The sequence below is a fragment of the Neobacillus sp. FSL H8-0543 genome (genome assembly GCF_038592905.1).
In the GTDB taxonomy this organism is placed as follows: domain Bacteria; phylum Bacillota; class Bacilli; order Bacillales; family Cytobacillaceae; genus Neobacillus.
This window is the reverse complement of the sequence record NZ_CP151943.1, coordinates 4,482,330-4,503,421: the sequence shown is the minus strand read 5'-3', so window position 1 is coordinate 4,503,421 and position 21,092 is coordinate 4,482,330. Positions and strand designations below refer to the sequence as shown.

The following is a 21,092-nucleotide window of genomic DNA, read 5'->3' as shown; positions in this document are numbered from 1 at the left end:
AATTCACACCTCCATTATGCTTTTACAACTTTAACCGCACATTTTTTATAATCAGGCTGTTTGGAAATAGGACAATAACAATCCAACGTTACGAGATTAATAAGTGTTTCTTCGGCAAAAAATGGAACATATATTAGTCCTTTAGGTGGGTTGCCGCGTCCCGCAGTTGTTGCCTTTATCTTTACTTCTCCACGACGTGAAACTACTTTCACCATATCACCCGTTTTAACACCGAGATTCTTGGCATCGTCAGGATGTATTTCACAAAGTGCCTCTGGAAAAGCACGATGAAGCTCTGGAACTCTTCTAGTCATTGACCCGCTATGCCAATGCTCAAGAACACGTCCCGTGCATAACCAGAAAGGATACTCTGTATCAGGAACTTCTGCTGCTTCTTCAAAAGGACGATAAAAAATCGTTGGTTTGTGATCGGTTGATTTATAGAAATCAATGTTCTTATAGTTTCCAGCCGTTCCATGTTCCTCTACACCATATTGATCAAAGCCCTCTTCTTGCTTACCATGGACATATCGCCAGTTTGTTTCAAGCCATTTCCCATTCACGTTCCGAACCGGCCAGCAAATCCCATGCTGTTTAAGGTATTCATCATACGGTGCCATTTGTTTAGCCTTTAACTTTAATTTTGCACCCAGTTCCTGAATCTCACTGCTTTTACTTTCGTGCGGATTTGTAAAGGAACGATACTCCTCCCAAAGGAGTCCATTTACCTTATGTTGGTCCTCTATCATGTCGTTCTTTTCCTTATCCCAAACCATCCCAAATAGAACATCAAAGGCTGGTTTATCACCGATCATTTTACTGTCCAGAACACGTTTGGCCACTTGTACAATTGCCCATAAATCCCATTTTGCCTCACCAGGAGCATCAACACACTTCTCAAATATTGAGGTCCTGCGTTCTGCATTCCCAAATTGTCCTTCCCGTTCCACCCACATAGCAGCTGGAAAAACAACATCAGCCATCTCAGTTGAACGAGTTGGATAGACTTCTGATACGACAATGAAACCATCGATAACGCCCTTGCCATCCGCGTCCTTCCCTCTGAAACGATTAAGCTTTGGCATCGTTTGTGCCCAGTTATTGGACATACTCCATAAAAACTTTACCTTTCCATTTCCTAACTCACGGAACATTTTAACCGTATGAAATCCTGGAGCTTCAATTGGATCTAGATAACCTTTTGGTAGATTCCAAATTAACTCTGAATAGCGGCGGTGCTCTGGGTTCTTAACTACCAAATCTGCTGGTAACCGGTGAGAAAATACGCCTACTTCCCTAGCCGTTCCACAGGCACTAGGCTGACCTGTTAATGAGAACGGACCATTCCCAGGCTGTGAAATCTTTCCTGTAAGCAGATGCAAATTGTATATAAGATTGTTCATCCATGTCCCACGTGTATGTTGGTTTACGCCCATCGTCCAAAGTGATAAAACTTTTTTATTTGGGTCAGCAAATTCCTTTGCGAGCGCCTCGATATCCTTTGCTGGTACACCTGATAGTTCTTCAGCTTTTTCAAGGGTATATTCGGAAACCTTTGTTTTAAATTCTTCAAAGGGGATCGTCCAATCTAAATCGACAACTTTTCCTACCTCAGTGGCTTCATAATTATCATCAAAGGTATGACCAAGGTTTTCAGTCCCTGCTTTAAACTGTGTATGAACATCGACAAATTTCTGGTCATACAGATTGTTTTGAATTAAATAATTTGCAATTGCATTTGCAATGGCTAAATCGGATTGTGGACGAAATACCATAACAACATCGGCTAACTCCGAAGTTCTGGAATGCCTTGTTGTTAGATCATAATGCTTTACCTTACTATCCTTTAGCTTGCGGGCAGTTAGACGCGAGTAGAGTACGGGATGCATTTCGGCCATATTCGCTCCCCATGTTACATAAATATCCGCTTCATCCAGATCACGATAGGATCCCATTGGTTCATCTGACTGGAAGGTTGTCATAAACCCAGTAACAGCACTTGCCATACAAAGACGTGCATTTGGATCGATGTTATTGTTTAACAATCCAGCCTTCCAAAGTTTAACGGAGGCATATCCCTCCATGATGGACTGTTGTCCGGAACCCCAAAAAGCAATCGATTTTGGATCGGCAACATGTGCTTCCTTTAGTTTGCCGGCAACTAAGTCTAAGGCTTCTTCCCATGTGGCTTCCCTAAACCCATCCATCGTGCCTTTTTTAGATTTATCCTCGCGAATAAGCGGTTTCGTTAAGCGATCTTTTCCAAAGAGAATTTTGCCGATATAATATCCTTTAATACAGTTAAGACCTTTATTCGAACGATTATCAGGATCACCCTTTGTGGCAATCACCTTGCCATCCTTTACCCCGACCAGGATACCGCACCCTGTTCCACAAAAACGACAGACAGAGGTTTTCCATTCATCGGGTTCAATACTTGCTGCTTTAGTAATTGTTTTGTCTTGTTCATCTGTTTTTTTACTGCACCCAGCTGCTGCCATTGTCAATGATACTGCTGTTGCTTTAAGCAATGATCTCCGTGTTAATTCCAAGCTAATCTTCCTCCCTTAAAAAAGGTGTTTAGAGTTAAAGAATACACATATTTATCGTAATCTAGCTTTAAGAATAAAAAAATGGTTTCCTTTAACATTTTCAAAATATTCATTTACTTCGTTGTTGAATTGTCACAACTTTGACTTAGTTGTATAAAAGCGTGATTAATAGTAAAAATCGCCCTTAAACAAAAAAGCTAGGCACCTAATTTGCGGGTACCTAGCCAACATTACTTTCCTTTTTTTAAAAATTTTACATATGCACAAATAAAAACCCTCTTGTAAACACAAGAGGGTTAGGGATTAGGAGGCAAAGGACTCCTGTTTCATTAAGTTTACAATCTGTAAAAGCTTAATATGATAGCCATCAATTTCAAGTACTTTAAATTCATAATTACCATATTGAACGCTATCACCTTCGACTACATCCATTTTTTCTGATAAAATCCATCCACCAATGGTATCCATCTCGGATTCATCGATATCTAAGCCAAAAAGATCGTTTATTTCATCAATGAGAACCTTACCATCGACGACGGTTTTATTTTCATTAATTTTATTAATTTCAGGTACTTCATCTGCATCAAATTCATCCCGAATTTCCCCAACAATCTCTTCAAGAATGTCTTCTACGGTAACTAATCCGGCTGTACCGCCGTATTCATCCATTAAGATTGCCATATGAACGCGATCCTTTTGCATTTTTACTAATAAGTCGTGAATCGCAATTGATTCAATTACCTGAATGACCGGGCGGACATATTCGCTAATGGAAGTATCAAGACTTTTACCACTGATGTATTCCGTTAATACCTCTTTCATATTCAGCATACCGACAATGTTATCCTTTTCACCATCAATCACCGGGTATCTCGTGTAATTTTCTTGTTTCACAATTTCTAAACATTCTTGAAGGGTTAGTGATTGATCAAAGGCAACGATTTCTGTCCGAGGTACCATAATTTCTTTTGCAAGGCGATCGTCAAATTCAAATATTTTGTTCACATATTTATATTCAGACTGATTAATTTCTCCACTTTTATAGCTTTCGGATATGATTAATTGCAGTTCTTCTTCTGAATGAGCGTTTTCGTGTTCTGAAGCAGGCTTTATTCCAAAAATCCCTACTAACCCACGTGCTGAGCCGTTTAAAACCTTAATAAAGGGATACATAATTTTGTAAAAAATAATCATTGGTCTTGCCATAAGTAACGTAACAGCTTCTGCTTTTTGAATGGCAACAGTTTTTGGAGCTAATTCCCCGACAACAACGTGAATAAAGGTTACCGAAGAAAAGGCAATAATAAACGATAAAATACTTGCAGCTGACTCAGGCATACTTATTTGATTGAATAATGGGTGAAGTAATCGTTCAACCGTTGGTTCACCCAACCAACCTAAGCCTAATGCGGTAACGGTAATACCTAATTGACAGGCTGATAAGTATTCATCAAGATTTGTGATGATTGTTTTCGCTGCAATAGCGTTTTTGTTTCCCTCGGCAACAAGCTGGTCAATACGCGTGCCGCGGACTTTTACAATAGCAAACTCGTAGGATACGAAAAATGCCGTAAAGGCAATTAACATTGCTATTAAGATCAAGTTAGTTAGTATCAATATTCTCCATACTTACCAAACAGTAAGTATGGAATACACCTCCTGGTTGTTTTCAAGTTTTTCCAAGAATAATTTAGCCCATTAATTGTAGTAGTGTCAGGGCTAATGTCTGGCTTTGTGTGGAAAGTTTAGTAAGCAGCATTTCTTTTTGGTTATTATCTAATTTTTGAAGCATCGGTTCCATCACATTTATTTCCTCTTTTAGGTGCTGCAGGATGGTTCCAATTTGTTCACAATGTTTCTCTAGCTTCTGATTATCTATCAACTGATCACAATTTATTAATTCAATGGATGTTTTAATTTCCTCTAATGGCATATTAAGATTTTTATAGTGTTCAACTAATTCCAACGTCTGAACACATTCTTCCCCGTATAATCGGTAATTAGAATCGGTTCGAGCAGGGTGTAATAAGCCAATTTGGGTGTAATAATCAATCTTTCTTTTAGAAACATTCATTAAAGTTGCTAACTCACCAATTCTATACAACTTCCCAATAGACTCACCCCTTTCTCATACTCTATAAATATACCATAATAGAAACCGTACAGTCAACGTGTTGGTTTTGTAACAGAAGGGTTTGTTAAACCTGTTGATTTCCGCTCCAGGCACTTCGCTTTTTAGCGGGCGTGCCGGGGAGCCTCCTCGGCACTAAAGCGCCTGTGGGGTCTCCCCAGCCCCGTACTCCCGCAGGAGTCTCGCGCCTTCCGCTCCAATCAACAAATTAAGTATGACCTTTTACACAGCCAAAAGAAAGGACCGTTCAAATATAATTATCTGAACGGTCCTTTTTACTATACACCTTTGTTAAAAATATCAGTTAACACTGGAACGATTTGTTTTTTACGGGAAACTACACCCTTTAATGTTGCTATGTTATTTTCAAGGGTAACATTGTAAGCTTTCTCTACTGCATATGCTTTGCTTCCTAAAGCTAATCCGACCGAATCGTTTGTAAGGATATCCGTCACTACAAACAAGAAAAGATCTAAATTCTTTTCTTCTATTACCTTTGAAATTGTTGCTTCCAAGTCTGCTTGAAAAGCTAGAACTTCAGTAGTATCAACTGCATTCACCTGTGCAATTTCCACTTTACTTGTACCCATTTCAAATTCTTTGGCATCAAGAGAAATTAAATCCTCCACTGTTTTGTCACTTAAATCAGCGCCAGCCTTCAGCATTTCTAAACCATAGCTCTCGGCATCAACACCAGCGATTTCTGCTAATTCACGTGCTGCAGCCACATCTTCAGGCGTACAAGTTGGGGACTTAAATAATAAAGAGTCTGAAATGATTGCAGATAGCATTAATCCGGCAATTTCATTTGGAATTTCCTTGCCATTCTCTTTATACATTTTATTTAAAATAGTTGCGGTGCAGCCAACTGGCTCGCAACGGTAATATAATGGATCGCTTGTTTCAAAATTAGCGATTCGGTGGTGGTCAATGACTTCCAACACACGAACATTCGTGATATCATTTGCACTTTGTTGACGTTCATTGTGGTCGACTAAAATGACAGATTGTACCTCTGCAGCAACTGCTTCAACTAAGCGTGGAACCTCTACGTGAAAATGGTCAAGGGCATATTGCGTCTCACCATTAATTTGTCCTAGACGAATCGGTTCTACATCCATTCCAAGTTGCTTTTTTAAATCTGCATATGCAATAGCTGAACAAATTGTATCTGTATCAGGGTTTTTGTGGCCAAAAATAAGTACTTTTTCCATTTTACTACTCCCAATCGTATAAATTTATGTAGGACATCAGATAATGACCCTATCCGAAATTATATAGTAATACGATTGAGGTTTCAAAATAAAATGTATTTGATTATTATTTTCTCATAAATAAAACATGGTGGGAGGTTACAATATTAGCATATGTTATTTAACCGTTTCCATTGTTTCCTCATATGGCCAGGCTGGCAGTGTATTGGTTAACGTTTTGTCTTCTCGATAGCCTAGGACATATTCTGCTTGCATGATCGTGTGTATTTCACGGGTTCCCTCATAAATGACCGGTGCCTTTGCATTTCTTAAATAACGCTCGACGGGATACTCATTGGAAAAACCATACGAACCGTGAATCTGAACAGCATCATTTGCGGCCTCATAGGCATAATCACAGGCACACCATTTTGCTAAGGATGTTTCACGGGTGTTACGCTTGCCTTGATTTTTTAGCCAGCCTGATCGATAAACAAGCAATCGTGCCTGTTGCAGGCCTGCTTCCATTTTTGCAATCATTTGCTGTACCAGTTGGTGTCTGCCGATTTCTTTGCCAAAGGTACTTCTTTCCTGACAATATTTTACGCTTGCCTCTAAACTTGCCATGATTGTTCCACAGGCACCGGCAGCAACCGTGAACCTGCCATTATCTAGAGCAGACATCGCGATTTTGAAGCCTTCGCCTTCTTGACCAACCAGGTTTTCTTTTGGAATCTTGACATTGTCGAAAAATAATTGCCCTGTGTTCCCTGCGCGAATGCCTAATTTTCCTTTAATCGCTTTTGAGGAAAAACCATCCCACTGTCTTTCAACAATGAAAGCGGAAATGCCATGATGTTTTTTATCCTTATCTGTGTATGCAAATACGAGAAAGTTATCTGCCTCGTCACAAAGGGAGATCCATGTTTTAGAGCCATTTAATATGTAGTAGTCATCTTTTTTAACCGCAGTTGTTTGCATGGCCGCAACATCTGAGCCTGCGTTCGGTTCGGTTAGTCCAAAGGCTCCCACCTTTTCACCTTTTGCTTGTGGAATCAGGTATTTTTGTTTTTGCTGCTCGTTGCCCCATTGGAGTAGTGTCATACTGTTGAGTCCGGTGTGAACCGACACCGCTGTCCTAAAGGCTGTGTCTCCCCGCTCCAATTCTTCACAGACGATTGCTAACGCATTATAATCCATTCCACTGCCACCGTATTGCTCAGGTATACATACCCCCATCAAGCCAAGTTCTGCTAATCTAGTTAAAATACTCCGTTCAAAATGCTGTTTTTCATCCCACTCACGAATAAACGACATAATCTCTTTATCAACAAATTGCCTAACCGTTTTTCTTAGTAATTCCTGCTCTTCTGAAAAAGAAAAATCCATCATTGTTCATTCCTCCAAACTATTTGTATTTTTTAAAAAAAATCTGTTTCAAAACACGCCTTTTATGAATATCTATTATTTTATATCAGCGAAACACTCAAATTTCAAAACCCAACCAGCATTACCTAGGCCGGCTGGGTTTAAAAAACTATTTTACTCCGACAGGAACTACTCTTTGGCCAATGGCTACGATTAGCTCTACTGGCATTGGGAAGTTCAAGGCGGCTGGGTCCTTCATAACCGCTGGAATCACCCGTTTAAGATCTTCTTCAGTAATATTGTACTCCTTGAAATCAGTCGGTAGGCCAACATTATGCTGAAGCAATCGAATTTTCTCAACCACTTTTACCAATGCCACTTCTGCTGTATCACCCTTCACATCGACATCCATAGCAGATGCAAGCTCAGCTGCCTTAGGAAGATAAAGCATCGGCACCATCTCCATAACTACTGGCAGGAAGACAGCATTTGCTAAGCCATGCGGAATTCGGAACAACGCACCATATGCATGTGCCAAATTGTGAACTGGAATCGCGTTTAATGCAAAGCTAAACGCGGTGATTCCCATTAGGCTTGCTTGGAGCAAGTCCATTCTTGCATCCAAATTGGAGCCTTCAGCAACTGCGATAGGAAGATTTTTCTCAATCAAACGAATGGCATGTAAGGCATGTGCATCGGTAAGAGCCGTTGCGGTCGGCGACGCTAGTGCTTCAATTGCATGTGTTAATGCATCAAACCCTGTAAAAGCCGTAATCACCGGTGGCAGCCCTACGGTTAAGTCAGGGTCAAGTACCGCCATATCGGGACTAATAAAGGGGTTGATGATATTTGTCTTCATTTGAATATCTTCATTAAAAACTACACAAATTGGCGATACTTCAGACCCCGTTCCAGCAGTAGTTGGAATTGCAATATGTGGAATTGACATATAGGTTGCCTGCGGGAACTGTTCGTATAAAAGTCCGCCAGGGATTGCTTCTTTTATATCCGTTAAACCCTTGTGGAGAGCATACTTAACACCTTTAACGGTATCAAGGACGCTTCCGCCTCCGACAGCCAAAAGGGCATCGCCGCCAACTTCCTTTACATAGCGTACGGCATCATTAATACTCTTGCTCTCCGCATCCTGAGCAATATCCAGATATTGCCCAACAAGCTGAGGACCGCTTCCATGTCCGGTTAAATTAAATATTTCGGCAACCTTTTCGACGACTCCTGCTTTTTCTAAGCCTCTGTCACTCAAAAGGACAATTCTCTTAGCACCAAGACCAGCAAATAAGCTTGGTACCATCGCGCGTGAGTTGGATCCACTGTAAATCCCTGTGCGAAGCATAAACTGTGATAAGGAAGTTTTCATTATCTTTCACCTCTTCATTAGTTTTGGCCAAATAGAATTCCATACCAGTTTTTTCTTTCCAACTCTGGGGACATGGATGTATGAACATGCTTTGTTTGAGTATAGGCATCAAGTGATTGCTTGCCCATTTCTCTGCCGATTCCACTTTGCTTATAACCGCCAAATGGTGCGTCACTTCTGAGCATATGCCAATCGTTAATCCAGACAACACCTGCTTGAAGCTTTCTAGCCACATCATAGGCTTTATTCACATCACGGGTCCAAATACCAGCAGCTAATCCATAAATTGTGTCATTCGCCATCCGAATCGCTTCATCCACATCAGAATAGCGAATCACAGAAAGCACTGGACCAAAAATCTCCTCTTGAGCAATTTTCATATCATTCGTGACATTTGTGAAAATCGTTGGTTCAATATAATGTCCCTCCTCACAACCTGGTACCTTTACTTCCTTTCCACCACATACAAGTGTTGCCCCTTCTAGCTTTCCTGCTTCAATATAAGAAAGAACCGATTCCTTTTGTTTTTTTGAAATGATAGGTCCCACATCTGTAGCAGGGTCTAGTGGATTACCTAGCTTAAGCTTACTTGCAAGTGCCACGAGACCAGCAACCACTTGATCATGCAACTTATCTGGAACAAATAAACGAGTCCCTGACTCACATAGTTGGCCTGAATGTAAGAACACTCCAAATAGACTGCCAGGAAGAGCAATGTTGAGGTCGGCATCCTCTAAAATTATGTTTGGTGACTTTCCACCAAGCTCTAATGTGGTCTTTTTAATTGTATCTGCAGCAAGTCCCATAATTCTTCGACCCACCTCGGTTGATCCTGTGAAGGCTACCTTATCAACCTTCGGATGGCGGACAAGCGCTTCGCCAATTTCAGCCCCAGGACCTGTGACAACGTTAATGACTCCTGGAGGAACAACATTTGAAATTAACTCAGCTAATCTAAGAGTTGATAATGGGGTATAGCTGGCAGGCTTGATCACGACAGTATTTCCCATCGCTAGCGCTGGAGCAATTTTCCAAGTAGCGATAACCATTGGCAAATTCCATGGGGTAATCGCTGCACAAACCCCGATTGGTTCTCGCCAGATAAAGTTGTGTGCGGGTCCTGGGAAGGGCGGGACAGGCAAAGTTTCAGAGAAGGGATAGCCTCGGGTGAAGTTTGCTAGAGTTTGAAACAGGTCAACCATTTGTAAAATATCACTTTGACCAATTCGGCGTACGGTTCCGCCTGAACTAATCGCTTCCAGGTAGGCTAGTTCCTCCGCATGCTCTGCGATTTGATAGGAAATAGCATAAAGTACGTTGGCACGGTCTTTTGGATTCATATCTTTCCAATCGGATTTATCAAAAGCATCTCTTGCTGCTTGTACGGCACGGTCAACATCTGCCACCGTTCCTTTTGCCACTTTTGCCACTAGCTTTCCATCTGCTGGGTTATAGACATCGAAGGTCTCTTGACTACTTGCAGGCTCCCACTTCCCATTTATAAAGAGTGGAAACATTTGGACATCAACTTTTACTGTCATTGAAAGTTCCTCCTTCAAGGAAAAAATTATCCAAGCCTATTAGGGATTGACCAATCTACTATATTTCAAGCAAATCATTTTTATGATGATATTTTTACAAAAACAGGAATTTTTTCATCAAAAAAGATCCCCCTTGGTTTTTAAGAAATGCTTAAGCTTCTACAAGGGGGACGGTACTATGAATGTATCTACTAATCTAGTATGGTTAAATTAATCTACTTTTATTGGTACAATCTTGCCATCTTCAACAGCAGCAACGGATAAATCAAATTCAAATGCACCTGAATCACTAATTTTTTCAACGATATAGATTTTTTTATCGTCTGGCAAATTTTCCATGCCAGCTTGCATGCTGGCACGGATTTTTTCGGCATCATCAACTGAACCCGCCGCCTTCATTGCTTCAACAAACACATGCATACCAATATAATTTAAACCCGCTTCTGATCCAGGATTTTCACCATATTTCGCTTTGTATTTGTCTACAAAGGCAGGGATGGCTGCCTCTGGTGAATGGACAAGCGGCATAACACCAATCGATCCATTAAGTAAGTCATACGTGCCCGTGACTGCCTTCATTTCATCGAACTTCGCCTGATCCATGACGATGAACCCGCCTTTAAACCCAAGCTCTCGCGCTTGTTTTGCTACTTTTGCTGTAGGCTCAGAGGCACCGCCAATAAATAAAACATCTGGCTTCTTTTTTAAGGCATTTGTTAATATCGTGAAGAAATCAGTTTCCTTTGAAAAGTCAATGGCTTCATCATAGACAACCTTACCGCCAGCTTTTTCCCAATGTGGCTTTAAATTCTCGGCCCAATCTTTACCATATTGCGAGGCCGTTGGAAGGAAGGCAATATTTTTTCCATGCTTCTCCATTGCATATTTTGTGAATGGCGCTAAATAACCATCATAGCCCGGAGGAATTCGGACGGTTAATTTGTTTCCAACCTCAATGATTTTCGGTTCACTTGAATAGGCACCAATGATAAATTTATCCATTTGATTAAAAACTTGCAGCGCAAAGATTCCGCCACTATGAGGAGTAAAGATAATCGGCGGCTTATTTTCCTGGACTAGTCTCTTTGCGTTCGCACCAGCCTCATTTGGCAAGTATTTATCATCTAAGGATACGACATTCAATTTATACTTTTTACCATTCACTTCAAACCCGCCTGCTTCATTTACTTCATCAGCGGCCATTTTTACCCCATTTAATGTCCTTTCTCCATAAAACGCAGCTGGTCCGCTTAATGGACCTGTATATCCAATGTTTACTGTGCCAACCTCTTCCGTCTTTTCATCATCTTTCCCTTTATCCTCTTTATCAGATGTATTAGAAGGCGTTGTTGAACCATTGCAGGCAGCCAAGCTGAAAATCAATACGAAAATAACACCAAACATTAAAAACCACTTCATTTTATTCATGTTTTTCCCCCTTGTATTTTTGATAAATTTTCAGACATCCCTATGATGTTTTTGGCCTGCCATCACCCCCTTAAAGACGATTGTTATTACGCACCGATGTATGCCTTTCGTACCTCATCGTTTGCAAATAACTCAGCGGAGGTCCCTTGAAGGACAATCGATCCATTTTCAAAAACATAGCCTTTATCGGCAATTTTTAATGCAGCATTCGCATTTTGCTCTGCCAACAGGATGGTCGTTCCCTCTTTATTAATTTTCTGGATGACTTCAAACATCTGCTCGACAATTAACGGGGCGAGACCAACAGAAGGTTCATCGAGAAGCATCAGCCTTGGTTTCGACATTAAGGCCCTACCAATGGCTAGCATTTGTTGCTGACCGCCGCTTAATGAGCCGGCTGCATCGTTCTTTTTATCATTTAGAATTGGAAAAAGCTCATAGACGTGTTCCATCGAATGTTTGATCTCATCCTTCTTTCGGCGATGAACATAGGCACCCATTTTCAAATTTTCCTGTACTGACATAGCTGAGAAAAGCTTACGTCCTTCTGGGCATTGCCCAATTCCTAATTTAACAATTTGATCTGCAGAACGTTTTTTTATCGACTTTCCATCAAATAAGATTTCTCCTTCCGAAGGCTTACTTAACCCGCTAATTGCGCGAAAGGTCGTACTTTTCCCAGCACCATTTGATCCTAGCAAAACGACAATTTCCCCTTGTTTCACCTCGATATTAATACCGTGAATGGCTGTAAAGTTCCCATATTTGACAGAAACATTATTTAGATTAAGCAATGGCACTTCCCCCCAAATACGCCTTAATGACTGTTTCGTTGTTTCGAATTTCTTCAGGAGTACCTTCTGCAATCTTTTCACCGTAGTTTAGAACCATAATTTTATCTGCAAGCTTCATAATCATTTGCATTTTGTGCTCAATTAAACAAACCGTAATACCTTGAGCTACCATCTTTTTCATTAATTCAGCAAGGCCTTCTGTCTCATCCGGATTGACTCCAGCTGCTGGTTCATCCAGAAAAACAATTTCCGGGTCGGTTGCAAGGGCAAGAGCAAAAGCCGTGCGCTTCTTCTCTTCCTGAGTTAAACTGCCGACAAGTTTATGAGCTACTCCTTTTAGATTAACAAAATCAATTACCTCCATTGCCTTATCTCGACAGCGCTCATCTTCCGTCTTAAGCCTTTTTGTCCTAAGAATCGCATCAACCAAATTAGATTTGGTCCGCAGTCGATGGCCGACAATGACATTGTCCAAGACAGTAGATTGCTCAAATAGATTTGTCGTTTGAAAGGTGCGGGCTACTCCTAGTTCAGCGATTTTATTAGGGGGTAACTTTGTAATATTTTGTCCCTTAAAAATGATCTGCCCTGAACTAGGGGGATGAAACCCGCTAATTAGATTGAAAAAGGTTGATTTTCCCGCACCATTTGGGCCGATAATGGCATTGATTTTCCCTTGCTCAATCGCAAAATCAACATTGTTGACTGCAACTAAACCGCCAAATCTTTTAGTTAAGTTCTTCGTCTCTAAAAAGATCATGCTACCCCTCCTTTACCTGTTTTTCAGGAAGTGCTTCTGTTCTGCTTAATGGGCGCCTATTCCCAGCATTCTTTGCCTGTCGCTTTTGATTCCAGCTTGCTGCAGCACCGACAATTCCCCTTGGATAGAAAATGACAAGTACGGTTAGGACGGGACCAAAGATTAACATCCGATAATCCTGCAGGAATTGCAGTTGCTGTGAGAGCCAAACAATAATGATTGTACCGACAATCGGACCGCTCAAGGTACCAATTCCACCGATAAGTAAATAGGTTAAAAAGTCAAAAACAATAGCAATCGAGCCGATATCGGGCCCAATAAACCGGATAAACGAGGCATATAAAGCACCGGAAAGACCAGCAAAGACAGTTGATAAAACAAACACCGTCAGTTTATTTTTCATCGTTGAGATGCCAATGGTCAGTGCTAAATCTTCACTGTTGCGAATGGCGATATATGATCTGCCTGATAAAGAGTGGACGATGCGATACATAATCAAAACAACTAAAAGCAAGAAAAATAACACTAAATAGTAATGTGCTTCCATTGTTACAAAGGAAAGCGGACCTAGATTAGCCGGTGCAGGGATTCCAATCAGTCCGCGGACACCTTCGGTTAAGCTGTCCCATTTATCAATAATGAGATAAATGATATAACCTACACAAAGAGTATAGATGGCAAAAAAGTGTTCTTTTGTCCGTAAGGAAATGATACCAACAAAGAAACCGATGACAGCTGTTATCACTAGGGATAAAGGCAAGGCAAGCCAAAAATTCATTTCTGCTTTAACAGTCAAAAGTCCTAATGAATAAGCACCAATCGCAAAGAAACCTGCATGTGCTAAAGAAAGATAGCCTGTATAACCCGCGAGCAAATTTAAGCCATAGACACCAATCATCCAAATAAATGATAGCGTCATGACATGTAGGTAGTAATCATTTTGAGTGATATAGGGAAAGGCTAAGGCGAATAGGATTAAAGCTGAAATAATTATCTTTTTGTTCAATATCTTTGCCATTAATGCCCCCCCTTTGAAAAAAGACCGGTCGGCTTAACCGATAAAATGATGACGAGGAGAATAAAGGCAATAATGTCTTTATAGTCGTTTGAAATATAGGTTGCGCCCAAACTCTCACTAAAACCTAATATATACCCGCCCAATATCGCTCCAGGTACACTCCCCATTCCGCCAAGGATAATAATAACAAACGCCTTTAAAATCACGAGCTGCCCCATCCCAGGGAAAACTAGATTAATAGGTGCAGAGAGTGAGGCGGCAAGGGCTGCAAGACCCCCAGAAATCATGAAGGTTAGCATTACAACTTTACTGGTATTAATTCCAACAAGGTTTGCTCCTTCACGATCTTGTGACATCGCGATAATGGTTGAACCAATAAACGTTTTTTTCAAGAAGATATATAAAAGGACCATAACAACAATTGCACCAAAGATGATGAGCAAACGCTGCATTGTAAAGGTTAGGCCAAAGATTTGGACCACCTGTCCATATGGAGTTGGCATACTTTGGTACTCTGCCCCCCATACAAATTGGGCAAATGCTTCTAAAAATAAGAGAATTCCTATCGCAGCAATCATGTCGTGAATCGGAGGTGCCTCCTGGAGAGGGTGGAAGACAAGCCTTTCCATTAAAACACCAATAAGACCAACAACGATGATGGAAACAAAAATAGCGAGCCAATAATGCAAACCGTATTTTGTCATCATCATTAACGTAACGTATCCGCCCATCATGTATAAGGCGCCGTGTGCAAAATTCGAAATATGTAGGATTCCATAAACAAGCGTTAAACCTAAGGCTACAAGAGTGTAAACGCTTCCAATGGTTAGACCATTAAATAATTGCTGAATGAAAATCTCCATACCTCTCCTCCTATAAAATATTTCTTGTATATATGCTTGGGAGCCGGTCAAAATTGTCAGCCCCCAACCTTCTTACATATTTTACTGAACACTATTTTCTGCCTTTTCTTTTTCCTCTTCCTGGAGCTTGCGCCAGAGAATTTTCCCGCTACTTGTCATTGGAAATTGGTTACGAAACTCAATTTGGCGTGGATATTTATAGGCGGCCATATGCTGCTTTGCCCATTCAATAATTTCTTCCTCACTGACTTTCCCATCCATTCCTTCGTTTAATATAACGAATGCTTTGACCGTTTCTCCTCTTCTTTCATCAGGTACACCAACTACACAAGCCTGCTGAATCGCGGGATGTTTATAAAGATACGATTCCACCTCGGTCGGCCAAACTTTGTATCCTGCAGCATTAATCATCCGCTTCACTCGATCCACAATGAAGAAATAGCCATCCTCATCATAGCGCCCGATATCACCTGTTCTGAAAAAACTCTTCCCATCAATTCCGATAAATGAACTTCGATTTTCATCTTCGCGTTTATAATAACCAACCATCACCTGCGGTCCGTTAACAATAATTTCGCCAATCTCGCCCATTCCAAGCTGCTTACCTGTTGCCGGCTCAATAATACGAGCATCGACATCAAAGGAAGGAATCCCTAAACATTGCATCTTTGGTCGATCAGCAGGATTGAAGTGAGTCTGGGCAATCGTTTCTGATAAGCCGTACCCCTCGACAAACCGTAACCCAGAAAGCTTATACAACTTTTCTCCCACTGCTTCCGGCAGAGCGGCTCCCCCTCCAGATATCGAGGTTAGGCTCGAAATATCTTCTACTGTTAGTTTAGGATTTGCCAGGAAATCGATGATCATCGTGGCTATGGTTACCCAATGGGTACAGCCTTGTTTTTTTATCAACCCGACGGCCACATCACGATTCCATCTCGTCATTATCACCATTGTACTACCACTATAGATTGGCATATGCATACTATGAACCATGCCTGTTACATGAAAAAGCGGCAGGGTCATGAGGTGAACGGCGTTCGGGGTTGTCCTTGACCAGTGGTATGCCCCTACTGTATTCGCTTGTACAGTTCGATTCGTATGCATACATCCTTTTGGCAGCCCCGTTGTCCCAGATGTATATGGAAGAACTGCTAAATCATCTCCTTTTGATGTATGTTCACTAGGCCTAAGATTTGCTTGAACCGCATCGTTCCAGTGATAATGGCTGGGCTCAGAAAAAATAAGTCTTTCTTTTTCAACCTCAGTAGGTATCGTCCCCTCAAACTCATTTCCTTTATAATCTGAATAAGCCGCAATTAATAAATTTTCAAGTGAGGTGGTCCCGAGCAACGGTCTGATCTGTCCATATAATTCCTGACCTGTGAGTGCTGTCTTGATTTCACAATCTCTGACATAAAATTCTAACTCGTCTGCCACTAACATTGGGTTGATTGGGACTACTACTGCATTTGCCCTCAAAATTGCATAATAACCAATTACAAACTGCGGTGAATTTTGCATAAAAAGCAAAACCTTTTCCCCAGTATTTACCCCCAGCCTATGCTGTAAATATCCAGCTAAAGCATTTACCTCTTGATCCAATTGTTTATAGGATAGTTTACTTCCATAATAAATAATCGCATCTTGTTCTGGGTACCTCAGGGCACTTACCCTTAGATTGTCATATAAAGAAGTAGCAGGAACGATTAACGATTTGGATATTTTCGGCCAATGTTCGTAATGAAGAGTTAGCATGTTTCTCTCCCCTCTCCTTTAGATTATAGTTTATTGAAAACGCTCTCATTTTTTGAATGATGACAGACTGCTTTCCTTTATGCCATTTAGAATCATATCTAAGTAGATTTTTGCAACTTTTTCTTCACTGACTTCTCCTTCAGTATTAAACCAATAATAACTCCAATTTGTACTCCCAAGGATTCCAAAAGTTATGATATCTGCACGTAAGTTTGCTTTAAATTCTCCTGTTTTAATCCCCTCTTCAATTAACATCTGTGTGTTATAACGAAATAGGTTCCGTTTTTTATGAATATCTTCTAGATTCATTATTGACAAGTGCCTCATTTCCCTAGAGAAAATTCGTGCACTCTGTCTTTGTGTTTTAATATTTTTCATAATCATATAGATAATTTCAAATAGTTTACTAGAAATATTTGTCTTTGGACAACGTAAGATTACTTCCTGTTGCTTAATTAAATCTTTAATATAGGTTAATTGAATATCCTTTAACAATTCCTCTTTACTGGTGAAATAATAGTAAAATGTACCCTTTGTCACACCCATTAACTGAACAATATCGTTAATGGATGTGGATTTAAAACCGTTCTGGTCAAACAACTGGATACTTGTTTCTATTATTTTTTGTCTCATGTTTCTTCACTTCACTCACGTTCAATGATGGTTGCAATTCCCTGTCCGCCACCTATACATGCGGTAATAAGCGCGTATCTGCTACCGGTACGTTTTAACTCGTAAACAGCCTTTGTTGCCAAAATAGCTCCTGTTGCCCCAAGTGGATGTCCATGGGCAATGGCACCGCCATTAACATTTACTTTTTCAAGGTCCATTTCAAGTTCCCGATTACAAGCGAGAACTTGTGCTGCAAAAGCTTCATTAATTTCTATTAGATCCATGTCTTGTAAAGAAATTCCCGATTTTTCTATTACCTTGTTTACAGCTGGAACTGGCCCAATACCCATGATATTCGGATCTACCCCCGCAACAGCATACGCACGAATAACCGCAAGTGGAGTAAGATTTAATTCCTCTGCTTTCTCCCTTGACATAATAACAAGTGCCGAAGCTGCATCATTTAAACCAGAGCTATTTCCAGCAGTAACCGTCCCTCCCTTAAGGAATGCTGGCTGAAGCTTCGACAATGCCTCTAGTGTCGTCTGCGGGCGGGGATGCTCATCTGTCTTAAAAACGATTGGTTCTCCTTTACGAACAGGAATCCTAATAGGAACAATCTGTTCCTCAAAACGGCCTTCTTCCATTGCTATCGCCATACGGCGCTGGCTTTGATAGGCAAATTCGTCCTGTTCTTCTCTTGAAATTTTATATTTTTCTACTAAGTTTTCCGCTGTTATTCCCATCGGCGGATCACCAATTTCCTGTGGAGAGAGTTGTGACTTTCTAAAGCTCGGCGGTGCAGGACTATATGGCTTCTCTGGCCGATCCAACAAATACGGTGCCCGACTCATACTTTCTGTACCACCTGCAATATAGACATCCCCATCATCCGCACGAATCGCCTGTGCTGCAAGATTAATCGCATTAATTCCAGAACCACACTGTCTATCAATCGTTAATCCTGGTAAATCAATCGACAATCCTGTCTGTAAAGCTGTTAATCTAGCAATATTTCCTCCACCTGAGAGTACATTTCCAAAAATAACATCATCAACCATTCCTGGATTTATATTTGCTCGTTTGACTGCCTCTTTTATTACCTCGGCCCCTAAAACATGGGCAGGAACGGACGCTAGCGCACCTCCTTGCCTGCCTATGGCTGTTCTGACAGCTGAAACGATAACGGCATCTCTTTTCATTTTATCTTCACCCCTAAATCTACGAATTTATATAACTACATTGCATTGGCTCCGCCATCAACAACAACTATATCCCCTGTAACAAAGTCAGAAGCTGGTGCTGCTAAAAATAGTGCTACCCCTTTAAGGTCAGAATCAGAGCCGAATTTCCTCAAAGGAGTACCCTCTAGAATTTCACTGCCGCCCTGTTCAAGCAAACCCTTCGACATTTTTGTCGGGAAAAATCCAGGAGCAATTGCATTGACATAAATCCCGCTCGGGCCCCATTTCACGGCTAAATCTTTTGTAAAAGTAACAACCGCACCTTTAGATGCATTGTAACCAATTGCGTTCATATATTTTGGATTACTTCCATTGAGCCCTGCAACAGAAGCAATATTGATAATTTTTCCATACTTCTGCTCGAGCATTACCTTTCCAACTGCTTGTGTCATGATAAAAGTCCCAGTAACATTTACGTCTACAACCTTTTTCCAAGCCTCAAGTGGCATTTCCTCAACTAGTGCTCCCCAGGTAGCCCCACTATTATTAACTAGAATATCAATGCGACCGAATTTCTCTAATGTCTGTTTTACGACATTACTGACATCATCAGGGTTTGTTACATCACATTTTAATGCCAGTGAATCAACGCCGAGTTTCTTTAGCCCCTCGCTAACTTCAACACAGGCATCCAGTTTCCTTGAACAAACGACCACATTGGCACCAGCTTCAGCAAAGCCTTCGGCAATTTGCTGGCCCAGTCCCCTTCCTCCACCAGTAACAATCGCTACTTTACCAGTTAAATCAAATAATTGTGTAATATGCATTTTCTTATTCCTCCCATACATTAACGGTTCGATAACTATTTTTATATTCAGCTACTAAAAAATTTCGATGTCCCCTGTGAAGGAGAAATTACATCCTTATAACATCGCTGGGCACTTAATGAAAGCCTGTACATTTTTTCGGTTTTTCTCAATCTGCGCCTCAAGGTCTCCCTCTGCACACATACTAACTAGTCGGTATGTTGCTAAGGCTATATTATATTAAATTTTCCGAATATTCAACATCTAATTTTTTCGTTAAATTTCTGATTTTATTTTAGTATAATATTTATAATTCTCATGATACGTTATTTTCCTTAAAAATATCCTATCTTTTACCAAACTAAAAAATTAACACCATGCACTCTGTAAATGCGGTATATAAAAGAAAAAAACTGCTCATTCTGATAGAATAAGCAGCAAGTATTTCTAGTTATTTCTATATTAATCTACTTTTATTGAAACAATTTCTCCGTCCTCAACTGCTCCTACGACTAAATTTGCAAGGAAAGCGCCATCCGCAGTGATCTCCGGATAATCAAATATTTCTACTTCTGCAGGTAAATTGTCTAAGCCAACCTGGATATGCTCACGAATTTTTTCTGGATTGTCGACAGATTTTGCCGCCTTCATCGCTTCTACAAATACGTTTAAGGCGATATAGTTTAGCCCTGCTTCATAACTAGGTGTTTCCTTATATTTCGCTTCAAAGTTCTTTAAAAAATTCGGAATCCCCGGAAAGTCTAATTTTGCTAATGGCATTACACCAATAGCACCTTCAAGAACATCGTATGATCCTGTAACTGCTTGCATTTCTTCAAGTTTGGCTTGGTCCATGATAATAAAGCCGCCCTTAAATCCAAGCTCTCTTGCCTGCTTCGCTACTTTAGCCGTGGGTTCTGAAGCACCACCGATAAATAAAACATCCGGTTTGTCCTTTAATGCATTGGTTACAACAGTAAAGAAATCCGTTTCTTTCGTAAAATCAATCGAAGAATCGTAGACTACCTTACCGCCTTGTTTTTCCCAATAAGTTTTAAGAGAAGCTGACCAGTCTTTACCATATTGAGTAGCGGTTGGAAGGAAGGCAATTTTCTTTCCAAAACGGTCCATCGTATAATCTGAGAAAGGCTTAATATATCCGTCATATCCAGGTGCAATTCTTACTGACAGCTTATTACTGGTTTCAGTAACCTTTGGTTCACTCGTATAAGCAGCAATTAAGAATTTTTCTTGTTGATTAAAAACTTGCATGGCTAATGCACCACCGCTATGAGGAGTGAATATTATCGGTGTTTTGTTCTGCTGAATCAGTCTCTTGGCATTTGCACCTGTTTCATTCGGCAGATATTTATCATCAAGTGAAACAATATTTAATTTATATATTTTTCCATCAACTTCGAAACCGCCTGCTTCATTGATTTCATCTGCTGCCATTTGGACACCATTTAAGGTACGCTCTCCATAGAATGCAGCTGGTCCGCTAAGTGGACCACTGAAGCCAATATCTACAGTACCTGCTTCTTCTGTGCCCGTATTTTCTGTTACTTTTTCTTCATTTGTATTCTTATTCGAATCCGTTGTCGTCTCTTCTGCCCCTCCGCACGCTGCTAAGCTAAACAAGATTGCAAGAAAAATACCCAATAGAAATACATTGCCTATTTTCATCGTTCTTCCCCCAAATAGTT

At 40.6% G+C, this 21,092-nt stretch carries 17 protein-coding genes; all 17 read right to left on the bottom strand.

Features of this window, described 5'->3' with window-relative positions; genetic code table 11:
• Positions 1 to 14: 14 nt before the first annotated feature.
• The 17 genes from napA to NSS81_RS22430 all read right to left on the bottom strand — a co-directional run bounded on the left by napA (position 15) and on the right by NSS81_RS22430 (position 21,072).
• Complete coding sequence (napA, locus tag NSS81_RS22510; RefSeq protein WP_342430848.1) at positions 15 to 2,552, bottom strand: nitrate reductase catalytic subunit NapA; 2,538 nt, start codon at positions 2,550 to 2,552, stop codon at positions 15 to 17.
• A gap of 303 nt (positions 2,553 to 2,855) precedes the next feature.
• Positions 2,856 to 4,169: a hemolysin family protein gene (locus tag NSS81_RS22505; protein WP_342430847.1), complete on the bottom strand. Its 1,314-nt coding sequence runs from the start codon at positions 4,167 to 4,169 to the stop codon at positions 2,856 to 2,858.
• 73 nt (positions 4,170 to 4,242) lie between these two features.
• Positions 4,243 to 4,656, bottom strand: coding sequence for a MerR family transcriptional regulator (locus NSS81_RS22500; RefSeq protein WP_342430846.1), 414 nt, complete (start codon positions 4,654 to 4,656; stop codon positions 4,243 to 4,245).
• Positions 4,657 to 4,961: 305 nt separating this feature from the next.
• Complete coding sequence (locus NSS81_RS22495) at positions 4,962 to 5,897, bottom strand: manganese-dependent inorganic pyrophosphatase (protein WP_342430845.1); 936 nt, start codon at positions 5,895 to 5,897, stop codon at positions 4,962 to 4,964.
• Positions 5,898 to 6,053: 156 nt separating this feature from the next.
• Positions 6,054 to 7,268 carry an acyl-CoA dehydrogenase family protein gene (locus NSS81_RS22490; RefSeq protein ID WP_342430844.1) on the bottom strand — a complete coding sequence of 405 codons (1,215 nt, stop codon included), beginning with the start codon at positions 7,266 to 7,268 and terminating at the stop codon, positions 6,054 to 6,056.
• Positions 7,269 to 7,413: 145 nt separating this feature from the next.
• Positions 7,414 to 8,622, bottom strand: a complete 1,209-nt coding sequence (locus tag NSS81_RS22485) for an iron-containing alcohol dehydrogenase (RefSeq protein ID WP_342430843.1) — start codon at positions 8,620 to 8,622, stop codon at positions 7,414 to 7,416.
• A 17-nt stretch (positions 8,623 to 8,639) separates the two neighbouring features.
• Positions 8,640 to 10,163, bottom strand: coding sequence for an aldehyde dehydrogenase family protein (locus NSS81_RS22480; RefSeq protein ID WP_342430842.1), 1,524 nt, complete (start codon positions 10,161 to 10,163; stop codon positions 8,640 to 8,642).
• Positions 10,164 to 10,373: 210 nt separating this feature from the next.
• A complete protein-coding gene (locus NSS81_RS22475) occupies positions 10,374 to 11,591 on the bottom strand; it encodes an ABC transporter substrate-binding protein (protein WP_342430841.1) in 1,218 nt (405 codons plus the stop codon).
• Positions 11,592 to 11,677: 86 nt separating this feature from the next.
• The gene (locus NSS81_RS22470; RefSeq protein ID WP_342430840.1) at positions 11,678 to 12,385 is read right to left on the bottom strand and encodes an ABC transporter ATP-binding protein; all 708 of its coding nucleotides are present in this window, start codon (positions 12,383 to 12,385) and stop codon (positions 11,678 to 11,680) included.
• On the bottom strand, positions 12,378 to 13,145 hold the full coding sequence (locus NSS81_RS22465) for an ABC transporter ATP-binding protein (protein WP_342430839.1): 768 nt from the start codon (positions 13,143 to 13,145) through the stop codon (positions 12,378 to 12,380). The genes NSS81_RS22470 and NSS81_RS22465 overlap by 8 nt, the downstream gene beginning before the upstream one ends.
• A gap of 1 nt (position 13,146) precedes the next feature.
• A complete protein-coding gene (locus NSS81_RS22460; RefSeq protein ID WP_342430838.1) occupies positions 13,147 to 14,163 on the bottom strand; it encodes a branched-chain amino acid ABC transporter permease in 1,017 nt (338 codons plus the stop codon).
• Complete coding sequence (locus tag NSS81_RS22455) at positions 14,163 to 15,026, bottom strand: branched-chain amino acid ABC transporter permease (protein ID WP_342430837.1); 864 nt, start codon at positions 15,024 to 15,026, stop codon at positions 14,163 to 14,165. Before NSS81_RS22455 ends, NSS81_RS22460 begins: the two co-directional genes overlap by 1 nt.
• Before the next feature lie 81 nt (positions 15,027 to 15,107).
• Positions 15,108 to 16,784 carry a long-chain fatty acid--CoA ligase gene (locus tag NSS81_RS22450; RefSeq protein ID WP_342430836.1) on the bottom strand — a complete coding sequence of 559 codons (1,677 nt, stop codon included), beginning with the start codon at positions 16,782 to 16,784 and terminating at the stop codon, positions 15,108 to 15,110.
• 45 nt (positions 16,785 to 16,829) lie between these two features.
• The gene (locus NSS81_RS22445; RefSeq protein WP_342430835.1) at positions 16,830 to 17,417 is read right to left on the bottom strand and encodes a TetR/AcrR family transcriptional regulator; all 588 of its coding nucleotides are present in this window, start codon (positions 17,415 to 17,417) and stop codon (positions 16,830 to 16,832) included.
• An 11-nt stretch (positions 17,418 to 17,428) separates the two neighbouring features.
• A complete protein-coding gene (locus NSS81_RS22440; protein WP_342430834.1) occupies positions 17,429 to 18,598 on the bottom strand; it encodes a thiolase family protein in 1,170 nt (389 codons plus the stop codon).
• A 35-nt stretch (positions 18,599 to 18,633) separates the two neighbouring features.
• Positions 18,634 to 19,407, bottom strand: a complete 774-nt coding sequence (locus tag NSS81_RS22435; protein ID WP_342430833.1) for an SDR family oxidoreductase — start codon at positions 19,405 to 19,407, stop codon at positions 18,634 to 18,636.
• A gap of 441 nt (positions 19,408 to 19,848) precedes the next feature.
• A complete protein-coding gene (locus NSS81_RS22430; RefSeq protein WP_342430832.1) occupies positions 19,849 to 21,072 on the bottom strand; it encodes an ABC transporter substrate-binding protein in 1,224 nt (407 codons plus the stop codon).
• Positions 21,073 to 21,092 lie beyond the last annotated feature (20 nt).

Bases quoted from the DNA above. Each gene is read 5' to 3' on its own strand.
- NSS81_RS22495 (WP_342430845.1), bottom strand. From the start codon at position 5,897: ATGGAAAAAGTACTTATTTTTGGCCACAAAAACCCTGATACAGATACA.
- NSS81_RS22490 (WP_342430844.1), bottom strand. From the start codon at position 7,268: ATGATGGATTTTTCTTTTTCAGAAGAGCAGGAATTACTAAGAAAAACG.
- NSS81_RS22485 (WP_342430843.1), bottom strand. From the start codon at position 8,622: ATGAAAACTTCCTTATCACAGTTTATGCTTCGCACAGGGATTTACAGT.
- NSS81_RS22480 (WP_342430842.1), bottom strand. From the start codon at position 10,163: ATGACAGTAAAAGTTGATGTCCAAATGTTTCCACTCTTTATAAATGGG.
- NSS81_RS22475 (WP_342430841.1), bottom strand. From the start codon at position 11,591: ATGAATAAAATGAAGTGGTTTTTAATGTTTGGTGTTATTTTCGTATTG.
- NSS81_RS22465 (WP_342430839.1), bottom strand. From the start codon at position 13,145: ATGATCTTTTTAGAGACGAAGAACTTAACTAAAAGATTTGGCGGTTTA.
- NSS81_RS22460 (WP_342430838.1), bottom strand. From the start codon at position 14,163: ATGGCAAAGATATTGAACAAAAAGATAATTATTTCAGCTTTAATCCTA.
- NSS81_RS22455 (WP_342430837.1), bottom strand. From the start codon at position 15,026: ATGGAGATTTTCATTCAGCAATTATTTAATGGTCTAACCATTGGAAGC.
- NSS81_RS22450 (WP_342430836.1), bottom strand. From the start codon at position 16,784: ATGCTAACTCTTCATTACGAACATTGGCCGAAAATATCCAAATCGTTA.
- NSS81_RS22445 (WP_342430835.1), bottom strand. From the start codon at position 17,417: ATGAGACAAAAAATAATAGAAACAAGTATCCAGTTGTTTGACCAGAAC.
- NSS81_RS22440 (WP_342430834.1), bottom strand. From the start codon at position 18,598: ATGAAAAGAGATGCCGTTATCGTTTCAGCTGTCAGAACAGCCATAGGC.
- NSS81_RS22435 (WP_342430833.1), bottom strand. From the start codon at position 19,407: ATGCATATTACACAATTATTTGATTTAACTGGTAAAGTAGCGATTGTT.
- NSS81_RS22430 (WP_342430832.1), bottom strand. From the start codon at position 21,072: ATGAAAATAGGCAATGTATTTCTATTGGGTATTTTTCTTGCAATCTTG.